Source organism: Pedobacter sp. FW305-3-2-15-E-R2A2, from assembly GCF_038446955.1.
GTDB lineage: Bacteria > Bacteroidota > Bacteroidia > Sphingobacteriales > Sphingobacteriaceae > Pedobacter.
Window position 1 is genome coordinate 7,390,412 of the sequence record NZ_CP151803.1, and the last position, 25,588, is coordinate 7,415,999.

Below are 25,588 nucleotides of genomic sequence, written 5' to 3' on the forward strand. Positions count from 1 at the left end.
GACTTGGTTAGCTGTTTGTCAAAAATCCGATGGCCCATTCATTTAGATTTTTAATCGCCAGGCCGATTTTCCAGCTGTCTTTATTACGGGGTTCTACATAGTTGGAGATGCTGCGAACCTGCAGACATGGGATTCCTTCTTTTTCACAGCAGTAAAGGACGGCGGCACCCTCCATACTTTCTGTAATGGGGTTGAGCCTTTTTTTGATGTCATTAATACTTTGCTGTGTTCCGTGAACGGTATTTACGGTGATTCCTTTTACTTTCCGCAATCCGGATAAGGAAGAGTGAAGCAGGTTGTTGTGCGCTTTAAAACTGCTCTTTCCGAAACCAAGCTCCTCGGTAGAAAGAAATGTGCCTTTATTTTCTGCGCCCAGTTCTGAAAGGTCGTCTGCGGTTACATTTAAGACAGTGCCCAGAGGAATATCGGGGTCAAAGCTACCTGCAATCCCCAGGTTCAGTACGAGGTTGTAGCGGTTGGACAGGTGTTTACCCAGGGCAAAGGCCGTTGCGGTCATTCCTACGCCCGTGATGAGGATGTCGAACTTTTCTGTTTGCATGAATTCGGCTTCCGCCAATTGAAAATGTTCCGTTAATATGGATATTTCTGCACTTGTTGCCGCTACTAAAAGTATCTTCATAAAGTCTAAGTTAGATATTAAACCTTTCTACTTTAAGCTTTCTGCGTATATTTGTCAACAATATAACAGAGAATGATATACATAACCAGAAAAGCATCATTTAACGCTGCGCATAAATTGTCAAGACCTGATTGGTCTGAAGATAAAAACACAGAAGTTTACGGAAAATGTGCCAATCCAAATTGGCATGGACACAACTATCAGTTGTATGTGACTGTTAAAGGGGAAATTAACCCTGAAACAGGCTTTCTTGTAGACCTGAAGTGGTTGAAAGATGTGACCAATACTTATGTCGTAGATAAAATTGACCACAGGAACCTGAATCTTGATGTTGACTTCATGAAAGGTAAACTGGCCTCAACAGAAAATTTAGCGATTGCCATATGGGATGAATTGCTGCCCTTTATCGAAGAGTCGGGTGCAAAACTTCATTGCATAAAAATTTACGAAACTGAAAACAACTTTGTGGAGTACTTCGGTTAATAACCTTTAGACATGAATAATAATCATACAGATCATCTAGATGAAACAGAGAACGGCTACATCAAAATAGACCGTTATAACGAAGGTAAGATTGCTTCCGTAGCCAATCATTATTCCGATATCTTAACTCAGTTGGGTGAGGATCCTTCCCGTGAGGGTTTGATCAAAACGCCTGAGCGCGTGGCTAAGGCATTACAATACCTGACTCATGGTTACGACCTTGATCCGGCAGCGATCCTTAAAGGAGCGATGTTTAAAGAAGATTACAGCCAAATGGTTGTGGTGAAGGATATCGAGGTTTTCTCGATGTGCGAGCACCATATGTTGCCATTTTTTGGTAAGGCACATGTGGCCTATATTCCAAACGGTCATATCGTTGGACTGAGCAAGATCCCGAGAATTGTGGATGCATTCGCCCGTCGTTTGCAGGTACAGGAACGTTTAACAAATGAAATCAGAGATTGTATTCAGGAAACTTTGAACCCTGCAGGAGTAGCCGTTGTGATTGAGTGTAAGCACTTATGCATGGCCATGCGCGGAATTCAGAAGCAAAATTCGGTGACCACCACCTCTGCTTTTACGGGAGAATTTGCGAAAGATAAAACTAGGGCAGAGTTTTTGAGGTTAATCACTGCCAACTTACACTAACCAATTACACTAAGCATAAAAATGAAAGCATATATATTTCCAGGACAAGGCGCTCAGTTTTCGGGCATGGGTAAAGAATTGTACGAAAATGAAGTCGCTAAAGAACTGTTTGAAAAAGCAAATGAGATCATTGGTTTCCGCATCAGTGACATCATGTTCTCCGGAACTGATGAAGAGCTTAAAGAAACCAAGGTAACTCAACCGGCTATTTTCCTTCATTCGGTGATCCTGGCCAAAACTTTAGGTGACAACTTTAAGCCGGATATGGTGGCAGGTCACTCTTTGGGAGAATTCTCTGCATTGGTAGCGGCATCGGCTTTATCCTTCGAAGATGGTTTAAGACTGGTGATTGCCAGAGCGAATGCCATGCAGAAAGCCTGCGAATTGCAGCCTTCTACGATGGCGGCTATTTTAGGCCTTGCCGATGAAGTGGTAGAAAACATCTGTGCGGAGATTGACGAAGTTGTGGTGGCGGCTAATTATAACTGTCCGGGACAAATAGTGATCTCCGGAAGCATTGAAGGAGTAGACATCGCTTGTCAGAAATTAACAGAGGCCGGAGCAAAACGCGCCTTGAAGCTCAATGTAGGTGGTGCTTTCCATTCTCCGTTAATGGAGCCTGCGAGAGTAGAACTACAGGAAGCGATCGAAAATGTAACGGTTCTTTCTCCGGTATGTCCGATTTATCAGAATGTAGATCCGACTCCGAATACAGACCCTGCTAAAATAAAAGCCAATCTGATTACACAGTTAACCGGAGCGGTGAAATGGACACAAACGATTGAAAGTATGATTGCTGATGGCGCTGCTGAATTTGTTGAGGTTGGTCCCGGAAATGTCTTACAAGGCCTTGTAAAAAAGGTGAACAGGGCAATTCCAACCAGTTCTGCAACTACTTCCGCAACTACTACAGCTTAATATTAACGTGAGCATCGCGGGTAAAATCAGATTTTTATTGTTGATACTGGGGGCTTGCTGTATTGGTACGGCCCTGTCTTTAAAAAACACGATCAGTAAAAAAGACTTACTTACCCACGAAGCCGCTGAACTTCAGGAAAACCTGCATCAAAAGGAAGACATTGTTTATGATTTCCTTTCAGATCCACAGCGGATTGAGCAGGCAAAACAGTTCCACCTGAATGAGAAATACGGACTTGATTTTATCAATTTCTATCGGAACATCGGGATTAACCTGCTGACTTATGAGAACTCCGAACTAAAGTTCTGGAGTTCTTTTACGGCATTTCCAACCGGCCTGGATGGGATCAAAGAGGGTTCTTCTTTTTTACAACTGCCCAATGGCTGGTATGAGGTGATCCGGAAAACCAGGGGAAACTATGCGCTGGTGTTTCTGATCGAGGTAAAAAGCCAGTATGGGATTCAGAATCAGTTTCTCAGCAATGACATTTCTCCATACCTGTTGCCCTCTAACTCTTTGTCCCTCGCTTCTTTTACCGATACAGAGGTGTATGGCATTAATAAGTTTGACGGAACCTTGTTGTTTGAGGTCAAGCTGAAACAGGGATATTCTAAAAGTATTTATGCCGCTATAGAAGTTTGGCTTTGGGCTATTGGAATTTTTAGTATCTGTTTGTTCTTCAATTCCTTCTGTGTATGGCTGGCAAAAAGAGGAAATCTCGTTCCGGCAACCTTACTTCTGGCGCTGTTTTTCGTCACGTTAAGGGTAACCGATCTGGAATATGGCTGGTTCAATCATCAGTTTAACCTGTTGATCTTCAGTCCGACCATTTACGGGGAGAGTTTTCTTTTGCCCTCTTTGGGCGATTTCCTGCTCAATGTGATTGCGCTAACCTGGCTGGTTTATTTTGTCTATAAGCATAGAGGACAGTATGAGTTACCTTCCTGGCTGGTCAGGAGTAAGCTGGCGGGATTGCTGCTTTATTTTGTGTTGCTCGTCATCTTTGGCTTAATGGCTTTTATGAGTGATCAGATCTTTCTGGGACTCATCATCAACTCTAAGATCAATTTTGACATTACCAATATCATCAATCTGGGTTGGATCAGCTGGATCAGTATTGTGATCCTGTGCCTGGTCTGGTTTAACATCTACCTGGTCATCATTATCTTTCTGGAGCAGACCAGGCCGTTGAATGTGACCAATAAAGAGCGTTTGATCTTGTTTTTATTGGTCTTTGCAGGTTATCTGATCTACAGACTGGCCACAACGTTCAACGTCTTTTTTATCGTATATGCCTTCTTTATTTTTATCGTCGGCTGGAACGTATACGTAAAGAACAACCGGTTTTCCATCGGGGTATTTACGGCGATATTCTTTTGTCTGGCTTTTATGTCTTCCTTAAAATACCTGAAATTTATCGATTCCAAGGAGAAAATTAAACGGTATACCATTGCTCAGAAGCTGGAATCTACAGATGACCCAAAGATCATCAGTTCTATTGAAAGTCTTGAAGTTGGCATTTATACAGACAGTTTTGTCGCCGATTATTTTAAGCAACCCGCCTTGAGGAGGTCTGATATTTTACAAAGACATATCAATAAACAGTTTCTTGGGGGATACCTCTCCAAGTTTGAATACAATCTTTACGAATACAATAACCTGGACTCTTCGATCAATGGACAAGGGGTGCCTTTGAGTTATTATAAAAAACTCGTGCAGTCTGGCTCGGTAAAAGCTTCGGAATCTAATTTCTTTTACCGCCTGAACGATACGTTCGGGTATCAGAATTACTTTGGGATCATCCCTATTTTTCAGGATAATCATATTTTGGGTACGCTGGTGATTGAACTTAAATCCCAGCAATACAATTACAATAGCCAGCTTCCGGATATCCTGATCGACCGTAAGAATAAAAGTGAGGATGATTACAGCAATTATTCCTTTGCTTTCTACAATTACGGCAGACTGGCCAATCAATCGGGGAAATATACCTATAAGCTTTCCGGTTCAGAATTCCGGGCAGAGCCTAAAAAGCCTCAGATCATCACAGACAGCCTCGGATATACCCACCTGGTGTATATGCCAATTGCTTCCAAAATGATCGTGGTAAGCAAGGAAAAGGTGTCTTATGTGGTTCGTTTAGCGACACTGTCTTTCTTCTTTCTGGTCTTTATCATTTTTTCGGTCACTTTATACTCCCTGATCTGGGTGTTGAGGAATATTGATGAGAGTTGGGGAGGCTGGTTTAACATCAACCGTTCCCTGATGATTAATGCGAACAAGATCCTGTATAAGACCAGGATTCAGTTTTCTATTGTCCTTTCCGTAGTCGCGACTTTATTGATTGTGGGCTGGACTACCTATTTCTACATCAGGGATGAATACCGCAGGCAACAGGAAGACTTTATCCAGGAGAAAATTAGAAAAGTGCAGCTTTCTTATGAGAAAAGTATTTTTAATTCCGGTGTTCCAAAGATCAGTGATGGATCTATCCGGGATTTCAATCAGTTTGCGGATATCAATGCGGCCTATTTAAACCTCTTTGACGTACAGGGAAACCTTTTGTATACTTCTTTACCCAGGATTTATGATTTTGGGATCATAGGGCGTAAAATGGGGGCTGATGCTTACATCTACCTCAGCCAGATGCAACGGTCTGAATATATCGATCCCAATGAGCGCATCGGAGATTTTACCTACTCCTCTGCTTATGCGCCGATCCGGAATTCAATGAACGAGACGGTTGCTTATATCGGATTGCCTTATTATGCAAATGAAGCAGATTATCAACGTAAAATTGGACTTTACATCAATACGCTGATTAACATATATGCCCTGGTCTTTGTGGCGATAGGAATCCTTGCGGTATTTCTGGCCAATCAGATTACCAGTCCGCTTACTTTCATTCAGGACAGCATCAGAAAGACGAAACTGGGGCAGAAAAATCAGCCTATCCAGTGGTCCCGTCATGATGAGATTGGCTCTTTGATCAAGGAATACAATAAAATGATTGCTGCGCTGGAAGAAAGTGCCAGTAAACTTGCCCGTTCAGAGCGGGAGATTGCCTGGCGGGAGATGGCGAAACAGGTGGCGCATGAGATCAAAAACCCTTTGACACCGCTAAAGCTTGGGGTGCAGTTGCTGGAGAAGTCCTGGAGAGAACAAGACCCTAATTTTGAGAAGAAATTTGAGCGGTTTAATAAATCATTTATAGAGCAGATCGATAGTCTGGCATCGATTGCTTCTGAGTTCTCTAATTTTGCGAAGATGCCGGATACCAAACTGGAAAAACTCGTCTTGCTTCCGATTATTCAACAGGCAAGGGATGTTTTTACCAATACACAAAATGTAGAGATTTACATCTTTAACCATACCCTACTGGAAGTGACCGTGCTTGGAGATAAAGATCAGCTGCTGCGAACCTTTAATAACCTGCTTAAAAATGCCATTGAGGCTGCAGATCCCGAATCCAGGTGTGTGATTAAAATCAACCTGATGAACGATGAGGAAAACGTATTTGTGGAGGTAGAAGATAATGGGAAGGGAATTGACCCTGATCAGCAGGATAAGATCTTTGTTCCTAATTTCACGACCAAATCGTCGGGAACAGGTTTAGGACTTGCATTTGTGAAACAGGCGGTAGAAAACGCCGGGGGTACTGTATCCTTTAAGTCTTTTGCGGAGATAGGAACTACCTTTTATCTGAGTTTCCCTTTATCTTAAGGAAATTGTAGCTTTCCCCATAGTGAAACCATCAGTGTATAAAATAATGGAGTAAATGCCCTTAATAAAAGGATTAGGGTTCACCCAGTCCATGGTGTAGGAAGTACTGTCGTCATTATAAGATATGGACGTAGAAGAGCTGTATTGCATCTGTTCTCCATCTGCTTCAAACAGATTTTCTCCATCGGCAATCAGGTTACCCGCAGGATCAAATACCCTTAAATAAATCTTATGATAATCTTTTTGAGCCAGTTGATTTGGAACGATCGTGAAGGATACACTGAGCTTCTTTGCGGTACTGGCACGGGTTACCTCGACATTTTTACCGCTATTTTTAACTTTATAAGCAATCACTTGTACATTGCCGGCCTTCAGAGCGGCACCGGTTTTAACTTTTTCTTTTAATGCGGTGTTTTTTTTCTCCAGGTCCCGGGCTTTCTGATTGGCTGTGTAGGCAAATTCCTTTAGGCTGTCTCTTTCCGTCCTCAGCGAGGTATTTTCCTTCTCCAGACGGATGATCTCTTCACTATAGTTCTTTACAAATTCCCGGAGCTCTTTGACTTCTTTTTGTGCCACCAGAAGGTCGCCCTGCGTCAGCTTCCCATTTTGAAGGGCGAGCTTCAATTCCGCAATTTTCGCTCTTGCGAGTTTTTGTTCCTCCTGAAGCTTTTCGCTGAGGCTGAGGTTGATCGCATTTACTTTATCGAGTTCTGCTTCAATTTTTTCTACTTCAAGTTTTAACCTGTCCTTTTCGGTATTCACCGTTACAAAGCGTTGACTCTGATGTCTGTCTTTAAAGTACAGGTAAGCATTTGTGCCAAGGAGTGCAAGAATAACCACAATCAGGAAATAAATCTTATTGCGATCTCCTTTATTCACCATCTCATTCTGGTCTGACATTTCTTAAATTCTTCTCTAAATGTGTTTAAAACGCGAACATAGTATAAAAATATAGGAAATAGCAAAAAAAAAGCCCTATTTGTATGAGACCTTAAAAAAAATCGTTTACTTGCTAGGGTCTCAGATATTAGTGTATACTGATGACCACAAATGAAACTTATTTAAATAAAGCACAAACTACATAAGATGTTTAAAACCACTATCTATGCGCTATTATCCCTAATCATAATAACTCCTACGATCCTTTACGCTCAGACTACATCAAAAATTGCTCCAAAAAGAGAGTTTCGCGGGGTCTGGGTGGCGACTGTCGCGAATATTGACTGGCCATCCAAACCCGGGTTGAGTCCGGACCAGCAAAAACAGGAACTGATTGGCATTTTGGAAATGCATAAAGCAAATGGAATGAATGCGATTTTGTTACAGGTAAGGCCTGCAGCAGATGCTTTTTATGCGAAATCGAGGGAGCCCTGGAGCCAGTGGCTGATGGGCAGGCAGGGGGTATCTCCGGGACCGGGGTATGATCCTTTAGCCTTTGCGATTAAAGAAGCTCATCAACGGGGAATGGAATTACATGCCTGGTTTAACCCTTATCGTGCAACGATGAGTGTGAATACTGTGGTGAGTCCTGACCATATGACGAGAAAACGCCCCGATTGGTTTTTTACTTATGGCGGCAAGAAACAATTTGATCCCGGAATTCCTGAGGTAAGGGACTATATTATTCAGGTAATTCTGGATGTGGTAAAAGGATATGATGTGGATGGAATTCATTTTGATGATTACTTTTATCCTTATAAGATTGCAGGCCAGCGGATCAATGATGAGGCTACGTTTAGTAAATATTCAAACGGCTTTACGGACATCAACGACTGGAGAAGGAATAATGTCGATTTATTGATCAAACAGCTGGACGATAGCATTCATCACCATAAAAAATATGTGAAGTTTGGGATCAGTCCTTTTGGGATCTGGAAAAACGACAATGAGGATAGCCAGGGTTCTGCGACCAGAGGACTTTCCAATTACCATGAGCTTTTTGCCGATTCCAGAAAATGGGTAAAAGAAGGATGGGTAGATTATATCAATCCACAGATTTATTTCAGCTTTACACGCAAGGTTGCCCCTTTTGGTACGCTGGTAGACTGGTGGGGAAACAATACCTATGGAAGGCATCTTTATATCGGACAGGCTGCTTATCTGGTGAATCAGCGGGGAGAAGCGGCATGGCGCCTGCCCAATCAGATCCCTTCACAGATCAGGTATATCCGGGAGAATAACCGGGTGCAGGGAAGTGTGTTTTTCAGTTCAAAATCATTTTCTACTGTAGCCCGCGCTACGGGAGATTCCTTGAAAAATGATTTGTATAGATATCCGGCCCTTCCGCCTCAAATGCCATGGCTGGATGATGTCGTGCCTAATAAGCCGCAACAGCTGAGTGCAGAATCTAAAAATGATGGTGTTCACCTGAAATGGGAAAAGCCATTTGTAGCGAGCGACGGAGAGACGGCATCGGGCTATGTGGTTTACCGTTTTAATGAAGGTGAAAAGATCGATGTTCTGGATGCGAAGAACATTCTGAAGATCAGCTTTGAGGATTTCACGTTCTTTTTAGATACGACAACTGAGAAAGGAAAAAGATATAATTATCTCGTAACGGCATTGGATCGTTTGAAAAACGAAAGCGATCCCAGTGGCCCTGTAGGGATTCAGACAAAGGAACTGGCCAGTCAGGAATAATATTTTTGCCACACGCATAAAAAAGGCCGGATGATCAATCATCCGGCCTTTTTGGCATTAAAGAGCTCCTTTTTTATTTCTGTGGCATCAATACAAAACGAATGTAATTGTCTTCGTTCAGGTATTTTTCTGCTGTTGCTTTGGTACTTTCTACGGTTACCTTTTCTATCATTTGTTTTTCCTGTAAAAATAAGCCCAGGTCTTCCCCGTTTTTCAGGCAGCTGCTGATGTAGTTCAACCAGTAGTTGTTGTTTCTAAGGCTCAGTTCCATCTGACGTTGTTCTTCAGATTTAAACTTCTTAATGTCGTCGGTGGTTGCTCCGCTGCCCTTAATTTTCTCTACTTCATCTAAAGCTGCAGCAATCAGTTTTTCTACGTTTGCTGTTGCACAGCTAAAGGAGATCGTGAAATAGTAATGTGCTTTAGGGAGTTTGTTCACACTCAGGCCAACATTCGGGCTGTAAACGCCACTTTCTTTCTCACGCAGACGTTCCAGGATTTTAATTTCCAGGGCTGCTTTAAGGGCTTCCAGCTGTACATTGTTTTCCGGAGTATAGTCGTAATCGCCATGCAGGTATAATTCTACTGCGGCTTTATCTTCCAGTCCTTTGTATACTGTTTTGCTGATCTTTCCTACCGGAGGATTGACCCCATTGTCTACAAAATTCTGTTTTTTATTGGCCGTAGGGAGGCTGGCAATATAAGTTTCAATTAATGGCTTTAGCTTGTCGACTTCAAAATTACCAACGAAGACAAAGGTTTGTTCCCCAAGGTCCGCAAAGCGGTCTTTATAGAAAGCGAATGCTTTGTCCAGGGAGATCTTGTCCAGATCAGCAAGGGTAGTCGGCATTCCGCGTTTATTGTAGGAAGCCAGTACTGCCTGTACCGTATCTGCAAATACGCTGGAAGGGCTGGCGCTTTTGTTGGCCAGGACCACTTTATAGTCGCTGATGTTCTTGTTAAAGATGTCTACATCTTTTCTCGGGTTGGTCGCATAAGCATAAACCAATTGGAAAGCTGTTTCCAGGTCTCTTGGAGCAGCACTGCCACTGAAACCCTGATATAGTTCACTTACATAAGAACCGGCACTTCCTGTGTTTCCTGCAAGTAACTTGTTGAGTTGTGTAGGATTAAATTCTCCAACGCCACTTTGGCTGATCAAACTCACCATTTCTGCAGATTGATAATCGTCATTTCCGGCTAAAGAGGTTCCTCCTTTAGAGAAAGAGCTGAAAATGATTTGATCATTTTTGAAATCAGTAGGCTTTAATATTACTTTTATTCCATTGCTCAGCGTCAATTCGGTGGCGCCTATGACCTCAACTTTCTTTTCGGTAAGGATTTTACCTGCGGTAGGTTTTTTCTCTAAGAGCGGCTTATTTACAGAATTGTCTACATAAGCAGTTATACCCTTACCTGCATTTTGTAAAGCAGCAAGTAATTGCGCCTCTGTAGGAAGTGTTGCTTTGTCTTTTTCCGGAGCCTGAACGACGATGATGCGGTTTTCTTTCGTGATCAATGTTTTTGCAAGGGCATTTACTTCTGCCAATGTAATTTGCGACAAAGTTTTGTTCGTTAATTCATAAGCATATTCTGTGGATGCGATGCTGCTTCCTTCCAGGAAGTTGTTCAGGTATTTCTGAACAAAGCTGGAAGAAGGTGTTTTATCTTTTTCTTTCAGGCGTTGCTCATTACCGGCAGCGATATTTTTCTTTACGACATCAAGTTCCGACTGTAGGAACCCGAATTTACTCATGCGTTCATTCTCTGCAAGTCCTGCGGTCAGTGCTTTTTCCAATGTCGCACCGGTGCTTGAAACTACCGTGGTTTGGAAAGCATTTATGTTTGAGACTAAACCGCCCTGGTAAGGACCAAAACTCGTTTGGGCAAATAGGAAAGGAGCATTTCCTTTTTGAAGAATTTCCTGGAACCTTGCGCTCAACATACTGTTGATCATATTATACGCCAGGCTTTTCCTGAAATCTGCTGTTGTTTTAGTGACCCCGCCACGTTGTTTATAGATTACCATCGCGACGTTGTAAGGCTGTTCAGGATCGGTAATGACTTTCAGCAATGGCTCCTTATTGTCGGGAAGATCATAGGCCAAACGAGGTCTTGGATTTGCGGGATTTGTCAGTTCAGAGAAATTCTGCTTAATCAATTGTTCTACTTCATTGACATCAAAGTCACCCACTGCAATGACTGCCTGAAGGTTTGGTCTGTACCAGTCTTTGTAGAAGTCCCTGATTTTATCGTGCTTAAATGTTTTAAGCAGCTCTATTTTACCGATTGGCAAGCGGTTTTCATAACGGGAGCCTTTCAATAACAGGGGTAACAATTGCTTGCTCATTCTTTCCTGTGCATTTTTTCCACGCTGGCGGTCTTCTTCGATGATGACACCACGTTCTTTGTCAATTTCTTCACCTTCCATGATGATTTTTCCTGCCCAGTTGGCCAGGATTTTAAATCCGGATTTGAATACTTCTGCACTATCTGTAGGGATCGGCAATTGGTAGACCGTTTGGTTGAAACCGGTATAGGCATTCAGGTCGGCACCGAAACGTACCCCTGCTCTTTGCAGGTAATTGATCATTTCGTTCTTTGGAAAATCTTTAGAACCATTAAAGGCCATATGTTCCGTAAAATGCGCCAGTCCCTGCTGGTCGTCATTTTCCATTAAGGAACCAATGCGGGTAGCCAGGTAAAGTTCTGCCCTTTTTTTAGGCTCCGTATTTTTTCTGATGTAATAAGTCAGGCCATTGGCAAGCTTACCTATTTTTACATTAGGGTCATTCGGAATGACATTGCCGTCGTGTTTTTGAACGGTTGTTGATTTTTTTGTGGCAACAGGTTTCTTTTGTGCATAACCCGGACTGTAAACAGCCAGTTGAGCAACAAGTCCTATGGCCAGAATCTGAAGGTTCTTTTTCATTGGTAATTGTTTGTTTTTTTATGGATAAGAAGCCCCTATGAGCAGACACATTGCTGTGTATGAGCGGTATATTATTGATGGCTTCAGGATGGATAGATAATAAGTTTTGCTAAATTAAGAAACTATTTAAATTTTGTTTAATAATTGACGAGGATAAATATGCGAAGAATCAGCAGATATGATCCATAATAAAATGTTAATAAATGTTAAGGAGTCTTAATAGGTTAAGGCGTTAAACTTTTATAATGATTTTCTTGATGTACATCACCCAAAGAATCACCAACCAGAAGAGAATAAAGGTAACCGCCCAGGCCAGAGAGGCGTTGACCGGTGAAAAGCTGGCGGTAAAACCGGAATATAACCAGGCCTGAAGATCAATCTGGCTTCCGTCAGGCTGATTTAGTTTAATCATGTGCAGGATGCGTGGGATTAAGCCGGAAAGGAAAAATACGGTAATGGCATTGACGCCATAAACGACAAAGGGTTTGGTGAATCGGTTGTATTGCTGGATGTCTATGATCCAGTAGCATAGCGCGAGAATTACCGTTGCCAGGCCACCGGTATACAATACAAATGAGCTGGTCCAGAGTTGTTTGTTGATGGGGAACTGTAAGTCCCAAATGAGTCCGAGGGCAACAGCAAGGCATCCTGCGGAAAATAACCAGGCTATTTTGGTGGCGGCCTCAAGGTCTTTACGTTTCAGGTAAACGCCAACAAGAACTCCGAATAAGCCGGTCGCAATTGCCGGAATGGTACTCAGTAATCCTTCAGGGTCCCATGTTTTTGAAGATTTCCAGAGGTGTGCTTCGGTAAGGAGACCACGGTCTATCCATGCGCCTAAATTTGTTTCTTTCTCCAGATTTGCATATCCTACACCTGGGACAGGGATAAAGGTCATGACTGCCCAGTATCCCGCCAGGAGAATGATCATGATTCTAAAGATGTTTTTTTCAGAGGTCTTCAAAAAGATAATGGAAGAGATCAGGAAAACGATCGCGATGCGTTGTAATACGCCCGGAATGCGGACATGTTGGAAGGCGGCTATCGGGTCGGTAAATACTTTTGGGAATAAGGAAAGGAATAAACCCAGGGCAAATAAGGTCAGTGCTCTTTTTACTGCTTTGAGAATTGTCTTTTGATGTGTGGCCGGATCTGTTTTCTTACTGCCCATGGCATAAGCAATGGAAACCCCTACGATAAACAGGAAAAACGGAAAAATCAGGTCTGTTGGTGTACAGCCATTCCAGTTGGCGTGTTCTAAAGGCGCATATATATTCCCCCAGTCTCCGGGATTGTTCACCAGGATCATGGCTGCAACGGTTGCACCCCTAAAAAAATCTAGAGACAGTAATCTGACAGGGGCATCCTGCAGGCTTGGAGAAGAGGTCATATCAATGGTTTTAAAACAAAAAAGCCGCTACTTTTTGAACAGTAGCGGCTATAAATATAATTTAAAACTTGTAACGAACAAAGGCTTCCATCGCCTCATATTCAGCTAATCCCAGGTTGTCGTAAGCCTGGGCAGTTTCTCTGTTTCTGTCTTCAGCTCTTTCCCAGAATTCCCTTGCATCATCACCAGGGAATACGGCGCGGTCTTTTTGCGATTGGTGTTTAAAGATGGCGAATTTCTTGCGCTCTACTTCCTGCGGACTCAATGGAACAGCCATTTCGATCTCATAGGTCTCAAACTCCAACCATGCACCACGGTATAACCATAACCAGCAATCTTTCACCCAGCTTTCTGTTTTTGCCAATCTTTGCAAAGCAGCTAAGATGATGTTAAAACATACGATGTGTGTACCATGTGGATCTTCAAAATCTCCGGCAGCAAATACCTGCTCTGGTTTGATCTTTTGTAACAGCTCCATGGTCAGTTCGATATCTTTCTCTGTAACCGGATTTTTCTGGTTTTTACCACTTTCATAGAAAGGAAGTGCCATGAAATGGATATGATCATCTTCTAATCCGCAATACCTTGCGCCAGCAATTGCTTCTCCTTTTCTGATCAGTCCTTTTACGGATTGGATCTCCGGAGTATCTACCTGGTTAGGCTGTTTCTTTTCGATGAACTTACGCATGTTCTGGTACAGGTCTTTCATTCCCTGTTGGCCCATTCCCATTTTTTCAGAGAAATCGATGTTGAATTCTACGAATCGAAGTGCATCATCATCCCATACTGCTGTATTTCCGGAAGTTTGATAAGCAACATGTACATCATGTTTCTGATCTACCAGGCGGATAAAAGTACCCCCCATAGAGATCACATCATCATCAGGGTGTGGAGAGAAGATCACCACACGTTTTTTCGCAGGTTCCGCACGCTCAGGTCTTTGAGAATCATCTGCGTTTGGTTTACCTCCCGGCCATCCGGTGATGGTATGTTGTAATTTATTGAAAATATGAATGTTGATGTTGTATACAGGGCCTTTTTCAACAGCCAGCTGAGCCATGCCATTGTTATTGAAGTCGTCTTCAGTAAGTTTAAGGATCGGTTTGCTGAGTGTGTTTGCCAGCCAGATTACTGCTTTTCTGGTGAGTACGTCGTCCCATACACAATCTTTTACCAACCATGGTGTATCAAAACGGGTCAGTTGAGAAGCTGCATCCTGATCTAGAATAAACTCAACATGATCAGATAATTGTAAGTAAGTAGCCGGAACTTCACTTGAGATTTCGCCTTCTACTGCTTTTTTGATGATGGACGCTTTCTTCTTGTTCCATGCCATCAGGATGATTTCACGGGCTTTGAAAATGGTACCGATACCCATGGTAATGGCTTTTGTCGGAACAAAAGATTTACCACCGAAATCTCTGGCTGCATCTCTTCTTGTCAGATCATCCAGGGTTACCAAACGTGTTCCTGAGTTTGGTGCTGATCCCGGCTCATTGAAACCAATGTGACCAGTACGACCGATACCCAGAATCTGGATGTCTAATCCACCTACTTCAGTGATTTTCTTTTCGTAGTTCAGACAGAAAGCAGGAATATCTTCCAGTTTTAGTGTTCCATCAGGAATGTTAACATTGTTTTTATCAATATCGATATGATCAAACAAATGCTCATTCATGAAAGATACATAGCTCTGTGCAGCATCTGGTTGCATAGGGTAGTACTCGTCGAGATTGAACGTGATTACGTTTTTAAAGCTCAAACCTTCTTCCTTATGCATTCTAACTAATTCCGCGTACACCGCTATTGGTGTAGCTCCGGTAGCTAGGCCTAAGACAGCCTTGGAATTGTTCTTTTGTTTTTCTTTAATAAGGTCCCCGATGCGGTGAGCAACACTTAAAGATGCTGCTTTAGGATTTTCAAAGACAGAAACGGGCAGTTTTTCAAAGCGCGTTTCTTCCAGAAGATTTAATCTTGCCATTTAATTGTTCTTAAATTTTGTACGGAGCAGTAAATATAGTGACTCTATTGACTTAATCAAAGTTTTTTAACCCGAAGCGGTTTTTTGTTTAAAATCGATAATTTGAGGAGGTCTTTTTTGTGAATTTGGTAGTTTTTGCAAGGGTTTTGATTAATTTTTTACGAAATCGGTCCGGATTTTTGTTTTTTGTTGCGGATCAGCATTGATTTTCGGTATTTGCAAATAAACTTGTTTTCGACCAGGGCCCTGGAAATCTCCTGTCGGGATTGTTTACTTTTGTTTATCGTGTTAAACTCATTAATTGCGGCTATGAATTCAAACTGGAAAAGAATATTTCAAATACTGGAAAAGCAGGAACGCCTGATCATCGGATTAATGTCGGGAACCTCATTAGACGGTCTGGATATCGCGCTTTGCGCTATTCAGGGCAAGGGGGCGGAAACGAAGGTCAGGGTACTGGAGTTTAGCACCATTCCTTACGACAATGCTTTAAAAGCAGAAGTGAAATCTATTTTTTCCAGGAGAGATGCAGATTTGCAAATGGTCTGTCTGATGAATGAAAAGATTGGATTGCTTCACGCAGAGCTGATTTTGGCGGCGCTGAAATCCTGGGGAAGAAAGCCTGAAGAGGTGGATGTCATCGCCAGTCACGGGCAAACGATTTTCCATGCTCCGGCATCATTGCATGGCCTGTCTGCTTATCCAAATGCCACTCTTCAAATTGGAGATGGAGATCATATTGCGGTTAAGACCGGCATCATCACCATTAGTGATTTTCGACAAAAACACATCGCTGCGGGTGGAGAAGGTGCTCCTTTGGCTGTTTATGGGGATTATTTATTGTTCTCCAAAAAAGGGGAAGACCGCATTATGCTGAACATCGGAGGCATTGCCAATTTCACCTACCTGCCGGCAGATAACGATGCTTCGAAGGTATTCTCTACTGATGTCGGACCAGGCAATACGCTGATGGACCAGTTTATTCAAAAACATTATGAAGGCTTGTATTTCGATGAAAACGCAGCAATTGCAAGTACCGGGGAGGTAAATGCAGATTTGCTCACAGCGTTGATGCAGGCTGCGTTTTTAAGTGCAGATTTTCCAAAAACAACAGGTCCGGAACTTTTCAATCTTTCTTATCTCGAGGAGGCCCAGGAAAGGTCCGGAACGAAAGGACTGCGCAACGAGGATATTCTGGCTACTTTATGTCGTTTTTCTGCGACAGTGATTGTGGCTGCGGTAGAGAAATGTTTCGGTCAGGCTGAAACACCTTCGATATTTATGAGTGGAGGCGGGATGCACAATCCTTTGTTGGTCGCGGCCCTGAGGAATGGCTTGCCAAAGGCAGCATTTTATACCACAGACGATCTGGACATCAATCCCGATGCAAAAGAGGCCGTGCTTTTTGCTGTTCTTGCTAATGAAACGCTTGTGGGAGAGCAAACTAACTTCGGAAACCGGGAAGGAGTACCTTCGGTTACGATGGGGAAAATTTGTTTGCCGGAATAGTTTTCTGAGGTAACATATTTGGTTATTTGTTTAAATGATAGGTGTAAAAACTATATTTATACAAACTAAACCAAATTTTATGAAAAAACTTTACGTTTTTGGTTTCTCCAGAAACCTGTTGGCTTTCTGGTTACCAATTTTTCTAATCCTGTTTAGCCAGGTTGCCTACGCGCAGAACAAGCGGTACATTTTAACCGGCAAAGTCACAGAAGGGACTGCGGGCCAGGGGATCCCCGGCGTTGTGGTCAAGATACAAAATACGAAATTCGCGGCTGCGACGAATGGAGATGGGAAATTTAGCCTGCCTGCAGATCTCCCGGCAGGAACCTATCAGGTTGTTTTCTCTTCCATAGGTTACCGGTCACAACAAAAAAGCATCACCTTCGGGGAAAAAACTGAGCTTGTGATCAATGGGGAGCTGGCTACAGACAACATTGGCCTTGATGAAGTGATTGTTACCGGAACTTCGCAAGGAACGACGAGGAAGCAGATGGGAAGTTACGTCAGCACGGTTAAAGGTGATGATCTGAATAAAGCACCTAGTGGGAACGTACTTTCCTCTTTGCAGGGAAAAACAGCCGGAGCGCAGATTAGTCAGAATTCCGGAGATCCTGCAGGGGGAATGTCAGTAAGGTTGCGTGGGGTAAGTTCCATCAACTCTTCTTCAGAGCCTTTGTACATCATTGATGGTGTGATCGTGAATAACTCGACTACCCGTGTCACGAATACCTCCGCAAATTATGACGGTGGTAACAATTCCGGAAGTGCTGTTGGGCAAAATGGAAATTTTGTGGGCAGTATCGGCCAGAACAGAATGGTCGATATCAGTCCTAATGATATTGAACGGATTGAGGTTTTAAACGGTGCTGCAGCAGCAGCTATTTATGGTTCCAGAGCAAATTCAGGAGTAGTGCAGATTTTTACCAAGCGAGGTAAGAGTGGTACTCCGGTACTGAGTTTTTCTTCCAGCATCAGCTCCAGCAAATTGCGTAAACAAATAGAAGTAAACCAGTCGCCGACTAAATTTGGCGGTTCTGTGGATGCTGCGACTCAGGATGTGATCCAATTGGTGGGGGATCCTCCGGCTTTGTCAACCGAAAAAACCAATGTTACGAGATATAATTATCAGGATTATATTTTTCAGTCTGCATTAGGGACTGATAATGCGGTTTCCTTATCAGGGGGAAATGACAATACGAAGTTTTATACTTCTGCGGGCTATTTTTCAAATCAGGGGATCATTAAGAATACCAATTTTAAGCGGTATAATTTCCGTGCGAACGTAGATCAGAAGATTGCTGACTGGGCAAAATTAACCGTAGGATTTAACTATGTGCACAGTGATGCAGATGAGAAACCGGATGGGAACTCCTTTTTCTCTCCTATGAACTCCGTTACCATTATCGGTAACTTTCATGATCTTTTTACCAGAGACGTTTTTGGAAATCTTAAAGCTGTTGGTGAGCGGGGCAGGGTAAATCCTGTTTCTGTAATTGAAGACATCAAGCAGCGCCAATTTACCAACCGCATTATGGCCAATACAGGATTGAAGCTGACTCCGGTAAAAAACTTAAGTATTGATTATACGATGGGTGTAGACAATACCATTCAGAATGGAACGACACTTATACCTCCTTTTGCCTACAATGTGAGTACAGGCTTTTATGGAGGAGGAGCTGCACAGACTCCGGCATTGAATGGTTATGCCAGTGCTGCAAATGCGACCACCACCATGTTTAACAACGAATTGAACTTTACTTATGATTCCAAAATTGCTGAAGGTTTATTATCGACCACTCAGCTTGGGGGATCCTTTCAATACCAAAAAGATCTGTATTCTTTACTAAACGGCCGTGGTTTGGCCCCTTTCATTGAAACAGTAAATGCCGCAAGTACGGTTCTTCCCAATAGTGATCGCAGGTCTGAATTTACCATTATGGGGGCTTATTTACAGCAAAATTTCAAATACAGAGACCATTTGTTTGTAACTGGAGCGCTAAGAGTGGATCAATCATCCGTATTTGGCGTGAAACACAGGACACAAGAATACCTGAAAGCGAATGTCAGTTATGTGCTTTCTTCTGCTGATTACTGGAAAAATCTGGGTGTATCCAAATGGTGGACTGCTTTTAAAGTAAGGGCTGCTTATGGAGAATCGGGTAATTTAACCGGAATTGGTGCATATGATCGTTTTAATGAATATGCTTCCAATCCGCTATTGCAACAGGGCGCTTTCGTGTCTAGTGCGACTTTGGCCAATGAAAATGTAAAACCTGAGCGCCAGCGGGAATTGGAAATCGGAACGGATATGGCTTTTTTCAACAACCGTTTGGGCCTGACTTTTAACTGGTACAACAAGAAAGTGAAAGACTTGTTGATTCCCGTGGTGATTTCGCCTACCATTGGTTATTCCAGCTTATTGGATAACAACGGGGCATTAGAGAACAAAGGGATAGAATTAATGCTGACCGGTATGCCCATTTCTGAAGAAAATTTCAAATGGAATACCACTTTTATATTCAATAGAAATAGAAATAAGGCAGTGGGGACAGGTGGGTTGAGGTTGATTTCTACTAATCCCGGAGCGCCTGTTGCCATTATTGACGGACAGCCTATCGGTGTTTTTTACGGCACTTTCTTCGCAAGGAATGCAGATGGAAGTCTGCTGAAAAATGCTGCGGGGATTCCTCAGCTGGAGGCTGGAATTCAGAATTCAGCGACCAGTTATACCCCTCAGCGAGATGCCAATGGTATGCCTACGGGAACGACATTGCGAAAAGTGATCGGTAATCCGAATCCGGATTATACGTTGTCGTTCGTGAATGACTTTACCTATAAAAAACTGAGCCTTCATGTTCAGCTGGACGCTGTCCGGGGTTCAGATGTCTGGAATGCGGATTGGCGGACACGTCAGGGAGTTGGAAGTGGTAAGGTTGCAGAGCAGGAACAGATGGGATTGTTACCAAGAGGTTATGTTGCCGGCGTATATGCAACGGAAGAATGGCGGATAGACAATGGCTCTTTTGTTAAGCTGCGGGAAGTAGCCCTTAGTTACAATGTGGGTAAGGTGAAGTTTATTAACGACTTAACCATCAACCTAAGCGGCAGAAATCTTGTTTCATGGGACAAATATAAAGGCTATGATCCAGAGTTAAACTCAGGAGGGCAGTCGACCATTCTTCGTAACATTGACTTCGGGTCAGTGCCGATTCCGCGTAGTTTTACCTTAGGTGTACAGGTTAAGTTTTAATTTTAAAAAGATCAGACATGAAAAATTATATAGAAAAATTTTATTCGCTAAAAATAGCGCTCGTCCTGATGTTGTTCATGACGGCTAGTTCTTGTAAGCAAGATTTTAAGGATCCGAATGGGGCATTGGCTACCGATGTGTTGAAATCGGCAAAGGGACTGACGGGAGTGGCTGTAGGTTTACAAAGAGTTTATTCCGTAGGACGTCCGGGCGTGTTTTTTAGCTCTATTACGGCAAATGGCTTCGTGACCAACGAACTTTTTCTTTCCAATGCCGGAAATATCCCTGAATTGCAATTGTTTACCGGTGGGGCTAAAGTGGATGGAACCAACGCGATTCTGACCAATTTATGGGCGAATTCGAGTAAGATCATCTTTGACGCAGATAATGTGATCAATAATGCAGCAAACCTGTCCGACAAATCCTATGCTTCCGGATTGATTGCTTATTCCAGCATTTTTAAAGCTTTAGCCATTGGTAATTTATCTCAATATTGGCAGCAGGTTCCAAATGGTGTGGGGCAGCAGGTTAACTTTGTCAGCCGGAAAGATGGTTTTATAAAGGCAATTGCGGTAATTGATAATGCATTGTCGGTGATCACCGCAAATCAGATCAGCAGCGCATTTTTAGCCAATATTCCTAAAGGGATTGACATCAAAAATACGCTTTATGCTTTAAAAGCGCGTTATGCGCTCTTTTCGGAAAACTATCCGCTTGCGCTAACTTCAGCAGGCAGCGTGGATCTGAATGTAAAGTCTTATTTTGGTTTTGATGGGAATGCACCAAACCCAATTTACGACATCGCGACTTCTACGAATAATGTATTCCAGCCTCTAAATGCAACTTTGGGCTTAAAAGGGACTGATGTTCCTGATGCCAACGACAAGCGCGTTCCTTTTCACATTCTGTTTGGAACTAAAGCTCCATTGATCAGTTTAAACGGTTTTGGTAATGCTACGGCTGCGATTATTCCGGTATATCTGCCGGGAGAAATGATCTTGATTAAAGCAGAGGCGCTTGCACGCCAACCGGATCCGGGCAATGCTTTAATTGAGTTGAATAAAGTGGTGACGAAAACTGCAGCACTCGATGTTTTTGGATTAGGAGCAGCTTTGCCTGAATTAACCGGATCTTATTCTCAAGAGGAACTGTTGGCCTTAATTTATAAACACCGTTGTATTGAGCTTTATCTTTCCGGATTAAAGATAGAAGATATGAGGAGGTTTGCCAAACCACTCACGGATCGGAAAAGAAACTTTTTCCCTTACCCTTTTGTGGAAAGAGACGGCGGAAATCTAAATGTTCCCGCTGATCCGGCATTTTAGCCTGGGCATAAGGAATAATGAAACCGCCTTCCTATATTTAATACGGGAAGGCGGTTTTGTTTTAAGATTGTTTTTTTATAAAATATCAAGGCTCTTTATTTGGTAGTCATCCAGCTGAGGATCGTCTGCCGGCAATTCTGTGATCAGGTATTGAATATTTGTTATGGGGGCTACTTTGAGCCTTAATGAGATGTTTAATTTCTCAGAGATGCACAATACGGCCGTCTTTTTTGAGCAGTTGAGCATCGTTTTCTTCAATTGATTGATTTCCCAGTCGGTATCCGTGAGGCCATCGTTGGGATGAAGCGCGCTTGTTCCCAACAGGCAAAGGTCCGGACTGATTTCCGACAATTGATTGATCACATGTCCACCATAAGTAACCTGGGAATTCTTAGAAAATAAACCTCCGATGAGGATGACTTCCACCCTTGGATAATTGGCCAACTCGATGGCTACAAAAGGGCTGATGGTAAAAAAGGTGGCGTGGAGGTTTTCAGGGAGTTGTTTTACCATCTCAATGATGGTCGTACCTCCTCCGGTTAGAATAACCATTCCGTCCTTGATCAATGTAATTGCCTTCTTTGCGATCATAATTTTGGCTTCTTTGGCGTATACGGTACTATCGTCAAAAGAAGATTGATACGATTTGGAAAGTGCCCCTCCATGGACCTTGTAAAGCTGTTCCCGTTCTGCAAGTTCCTGCAGGTCGCGACGGATGGTGTCTTCTGAGACACTTAACAATTGCACTAAATCAGAGGTCAGTACACGATTGTGCAGATTGATCTGTCGCATAATGGAGTCGTGCCTTTCTTTTTTTAACATCTGGTTTTTTTTGGACTAAAGTAGTAAAAAAAAGGAAAACCATAGTTGCGGGTTTATGCGTGTTTATGCGACATTGTCCGTAACAAAATTGTGACTAAGGGCAATTGTTTCTGCTAATAATGAAAAACATTTGTGATATTTACTAAAGTACTGACTTATTTTGCGTTTAATTGCGTGTTTAATTCAGGGGGACAGACAATCAAAATTAAAATTCTAACCAAATAAGCTTTTATGAAAAGAAAACTACTATTACTTTTTATGGGCCTTTCTGTCTTTGTTACGCAAACGTTTGCGCAGCAAATTACGGTTACAGGTACAGTCAAGTCTGCCGACGGGTTGCCCATCCCGGGGGTTTCGGTAAAGTCTAAAGCAACAACTGCTGTGACTCAGACTTCCGTGCATGGGGTTTTCAGTATTAAGGTGAACAGCGGGGATGTACTTGCTTTTTCTTATATCGGCATGACCACGCAGAGTAAGCTCGTTACCGGCGCAGTGATGAACGTCACTTTATTGGATGACGCAAATTCGCTCAATGAGATTGTGGTTACTGCATTGGGTCAAAAGGCCTCGAAACGCGCTATCGGCACTGCACAGCAGCAGGTGAGCGGCGCAGCGATTGCGGAAACACAAAGAGAGAATTTCATTAATGCGCTTCAGGGACGTGTTGCAGGGGTAGAGGTGACCAGTTCCTCTGGTGTGCCCGGAGCTTCTTCTTCGATTACCATTCGTGGGATCAGTTCCATTAGTGGAAGTAATCAGCCTTTATTTGTTGTCGATGGATTGCCTATCGATAATAAGACCTTAAACACCTCTGCGTTTTATTCGGAGAACAGTTCTACGACTTCTTTTGCAAACAGAGGCGTCGATTTCACCAATAGAGCTGCAGATATCAATCCGGAAGATATTGAGACCCTGGTGGTCTTAAAAGGTCCTGAAGCAGCAGCTTTGTACGGTATTGATGCTGCAAACGGTGCAATTGTCATCACGACAAAAAGAGGAAAGGCTGGTCTCGGTGCGATCAATTACAATAACAGCTTTCGCACAGAAAAGACAACTACCGTTCCTGAGTTGCAAAAGGAATTTGATCTGGGTTCTTTTGGTACCCCCTTTAGCGACAGACTAAGATATTTTGGGCCCAGATACGCTGAGGGAACCAAGTTTTATGACAATGTGGATGGATTTTTTCAGACCGCGTTTACGCAAAAACATAATTTGTCCATTGAAGGAGGTTCTGATGCCGTTAATTTTCGGGTATCTACTTCCTATACGGATCAGCAAGGCGTTGTTCCAGGTTCCGATTATAACCGGTTCACTTTAATGGGTTCAACAGGAGGAAAGATCAATAAGTGGTTAGATATGGATTTATCGATGAACTATTCCTATGCAACCAATAACCAGGCATTTAAAGGGGATGGAGGTCCGCTGATTGGTTTATTGGTTTGGCCACAGAATGACGATGCGAAAGATTACCTCACGGCATCCGGAACCAGAAGAAGATTACTCACCGGAGGTGATCAAACACTGGAAATTGAAAATCCTTACTTCAATGTGAATAAAAATAAGTCTACCACAAAAAACAACCGGACCATTTCTAATTTGGGCTTCACCATCACGCCGGTAAGCTGGATGAACATCAGAACAAATGTTGGGATAGATGCGTATAATAATAATGCATTGATTTTAAGTCACCCTGAAAGTAAAAGAGGTTTTCTTAAAGGAGGCATTATGGATGTTGCCAATGACAATACCCGTAACATCAACTCTCAGACGCTAATTAATTTAACCAAACAGCACATCACCAAGGACATTACAATTGATGCGACATTTGGTAATGCCATAAAAGCATTGAGTTCTAAAATTGAAAGTCAGTATGGAGAGAACTTTCTTGACCCTAATTTTATTTCCATCAACAATACGACCAGTACCTTAAGAAATGCAAAGTCTTCTGAAGCCAGACAGCGGGTTTTTAGTTTGTTTGCCCGGACTACATTAGGCTATAAGGATTACTTATACCTTACCTTAACCGGAAGAAATGACTGGACATCTACGATTCCGGTGGGTGCGAATTCCTTCTTTTACCCATCAGTATCGGGAAGTTTTGTGTTTACAGAAGTTCCTGCGTTTAAAAACAGTTTAAGTAAAATATTTACCTCAGGTAAGCTGAGGGCTGCTTTTGCCAATGTAGGTAAAGATGCAAGACCTTATGCTTATACGCCTGCATTGGAAAGTAAAACCACAGTAGGTGGGGGATATGGGTATGGTTTTACAGGACCTAATCCAAGACTTGTTCCTGAATTCGCAAGTTCTTATGAATTGGGAACAGAGCTGGCATTTTTCAAAGACAGATTGGGTCTTGATGTGACGGTGTATCGTAAACAAACTACAGATCAGATAGTGAATGATGTAAGGGGAAGTTATGCGACCGGGTTTATTTTGTTCAACCTAAACGGTGCTAAAACCAGAAATCAGGGATTGGAGATCAGTTTGAGGGGGACGCCTGTTAAGACTGATGCCTTCAGCTGGGACATTATGACTAATTTTGATATGACCAGGGGAAAGGTGCTGGCATTACCTAACTCTCTTCCTGAATCTTATGTATCGGACAGTTGGTTATATGGAAATGTAAGGAATGGGGTGACTAAAGGATTTTCAACCCGGACGCTAACCGGGCTTTATTATCTGCGCAATAATCAGGGCGAAATCCTGATTAATCCTGCGAGTGGCTTGCCGGTAAGGTCTACCACCTTTATTGAAGGAGGCTATGACCGTCAGCCTGATTTTTCTTTAGGCATCACGAATACTTTCAGGTATAAGGATTTCTCATTATCATTCTTATTGGACATTAGAAAAGGTGGGGACATCCTGAATGCAACGCAAAGTTTGCTGACCCAATTGGGATTGTCGCCGATGACGCTGGACCGATTGCAACCGAGGATTGTTCAGGGCGTAATGAGGGATGGTTTGGAAAACAGCGCGAATCCGACACGTAATAATATCAGTATTACTCCATTCTATCAGAACCTGTATTATACCGAGATGAGTGAGGAATTGTTTATTGAAAAGGACATCAACTGGATCAGACTAAAAGACATTACACTGCAATACAGATTACCTGCCTCTTTCCTGAAGAAACAAGGATTCATAAAGAACGCAAGTGTCTTCTTTACAGGTACAGATCTGTTTTTGATTACGAACTATACCGGGCTTGATCCTGTTGTGAATGGCAATACCGCTGCGGTAGGGGGCTCAGGCTCACAGGGAATTGACTATGGAAATTTCCCGATTCCGAAAGGATTTAATTTTGGTGTTAAGGTTGGCTTTTAAAG

The 25,588-nt window shown here is 42.7% G+C and carries 15 protein-coding genes; 9 read left to right on the forward strand and 6 right to left on the reverse strand.

Features of this window, described 5'->3' with window-relative positions; translation table 11 throughout:
• Positions 1-7 precede the first annotated feature (7 nt).
• Positions 8-640, reverse strand: coding sequence for a futalosine hydrolase (mqnB, locus tag AAFF35_RS30195; protein WP_342330154.1), 633 nt, complete (start codon positions 638-640; stop codon positions 8-10).
• Between the two features lie 72 nt (positions 641-712).
• Here mqnB and AAFF35_RS30200 point away from each other — a divergent pair, with 72 nt between their 5' ends.
• From AAFF35_RS30200 to AAFF35_RS30215, 4 genes are read left to right on the forward strand one after another with little or no spacing between them, the layout of a single operon-like run.
• Entirely contained in the window at positions 713-1,123 is a 411-nt protein-coding gene (locus AAFF35_RS30200) for a 6-carboxytetrahydropterin synthase (RefSeq protein ID WP_074613030.1), read from the forward strand.
• Between the two features lie 12 nt (positions 1,124-1,135).
• Entirely contained in the window at positions 1,136-1,771 is a 636-nt protein-coding gene (gene folE, locus AAFF35_RS30205) for a GTP cyclohydrolase I FolE (protein ID WP_124585819.1), read from the forward strand.
• Between the two features lie 21 nt (positions 1,772-1,792).
• Positions 1,793-2,689, forward strand: a complete 897-nt coding sequence (gene fabD / locus AAFF35_RS30210; RefSeq protein WP_342330155.1) for an ACP S-malonyltransferase — start codon at positions 1,793-1,795, stop codon at positions 2,687-2,689.
• Between the two features lie 37 nt (positions 2,690-2,726).
• Positions 2,727-6,413, forward strand: a complete 3,687-nt coding sequence (locus tag AAFF35_RS30215) for a HAMP domain-containing sensor histidine kinase (RefSeq protein WP_342330156.1) — start codon at positions 2,727-2,729, stop codon at positions 6,411-6,413.
• Here the strand turns inward: AAFF35_RS30215 and AAFF35_RS30220 are convergent.
• Positions 6,405-7,313, reverse strand: a complete 909-nt coding sequence (locus AAFF35_RS30220; protein WP_342330157.1) for a hypothetical protein — start codon at positions 7,311-7,313, stop codon at positions 6,405-6,407. The two genes, AAFF35_RS30215 and AAFF35_RS30220, sit on opposite strands and share 9 nt — an antisense overlap.
• A 186-nt stretch (positions 7,314-7,499) precedes the next feature.
• Between AAFF35_RS30220 and AAFF35_RS30225 the strand changes: the two genes are divergently transcribed.
• Positions 7,500-9,053: a family 10 glycosylhydrolase gene (locus tag AAFF35_RS30225; protein ID WP_342330158.1), complete on the forward strand. Its 1,554-nt coding sequence runs from the start codon at positions 7,500-7,502 to the stop codon at positions 9,051-9,053.
• 73 nt (positions 9,054-9,126) lie between these two features.
• On the opposite strand, the gene AAFF35_RS30230 is transcribed toward AAFF35_RS30225, so the two are convergent.
• From AAFF35_RS30230 to nagB, 3 genes are all read right to left on the reverse strand, one after another.
• Positions 9,127-11,985: an insulinase family protein gene (locus AAFF35_RS30230; RefSeq protein WP_342330159.1), complete on the reverse strand. Its 2,859-nt coding sequence runs from the start codon at positions 11,983-11,985 to the stop codon at positions 9,127-9,129.
• 232 nt (positions 11,986-12,217) lie between these two features.
• A complete protein-coding gene (locus tag AAFF35_RS30235; protein ID WP_342330160.1) occupies positions 12,218-13,375 on the reverse strand; it encodes a DUF5009 domain-containing protein in 1,158 nt (385 codons plus the stop codon).
• Between the two features lie 61 nt (positions 13,376-13,436).
• The gene (gene nagB / locus AAFF35_RS30240; RefSeq protein ID WP_342330161.1) at positions 13,437-15,356 is read right to left on the reverse strand and encodes a glucosamine-6-phosphate deaminase; all 1,920 of its coding nucleotides are present in this window, start codon (positions 15,354-15,356) and stop codon (positions 13,437-13,439) included.
• 309 nt (positions 15,357-15,665) lie between these two features.
• Here nagB and AAFF35_RS30245 point away from each other — a divergent pair, with 309 nt between their 5' ends.
• From AAFF35_RS30245 to AAFF35_RS30255, 3 genes are all read left to right on the forward strand, one after another.
• Positions 15,666-16,865 (forward strand): anhydro-N-acetylmuramic acid kinase, encoded by a 1,200-nt coding sequence (locus AAFF35_RS30245; protein WP_342330162.1) that lies wholly within the window; start codon positions 15,666-15,668, stop codon positions 16,863-16,865.
• Between the two features lie 79 nt (positions 16,866-16,944).
• Positions 16,945-20,115 carry a SusC/RagA family TonB-linked outer membrane protein gene (locus tag AAFF35_RS30250; protein ID WP_342330163.1) on the forward strand — a complete coding sequence of 1,057 codons (3,171 nt, stop codon included), beginning with the start codon at positions 16,945-16,947 and terminating at the stop codon, positions 20,113-20,115.
• Positions 20,116-20,132: 17 nt separating this feature from the next.
• Positions 20,133-21,440 carry a RagB/SusD family nutrient uptake outer membrane protein gene (locus tag AAFF35_RS30255; RefSeq protein ID WP_342330164.1) on the forward strand — a complete coding sequence of 436 codons (1,308 nt, stop codon included), beginning with the start codon at positions 20,133-20,135 and terminating at the stop codon, positions 21,438-21,440.
• Between the two features lie 75 nt (positions 21,441-21,515).
• Here AAFF35_RS30255 and AAFF35_RS30260 read toward each other — a convergent pair whose 3' ends face one another.
• Positions 21,516-22,262, reverse strand: coding sequence for a DeoR/GlpR family DNA-binding transcription regulator (locus tag AAFF35_RS30260; protein WP_342330165.1), 747 nt, complete (start codon positions 22,260-22,262; stop codon positions 21,516-21,518).
• A gap of 231 nt (positions 22,263-22,493) precedes the next feature.
• Here AAFF35_RS30260 and AAFF35_RS30265 point away from each other — a divergent pair, with 231 nt between their 5' ends.
• A complete protein-coding gene (locus AAFF35_RS30265) occupies positions 22,494-25,586 on the forward strand; it encodes a SusC/RagA family TonB-linked outer membrane protein (RefSeq protein ID WP_342330166.1) in 3,093 nt (1,030 codons plus the stop codon).
• The last annotated feature ends 2 nt before the right edge of the window (positions 25,587-25,588 follow it).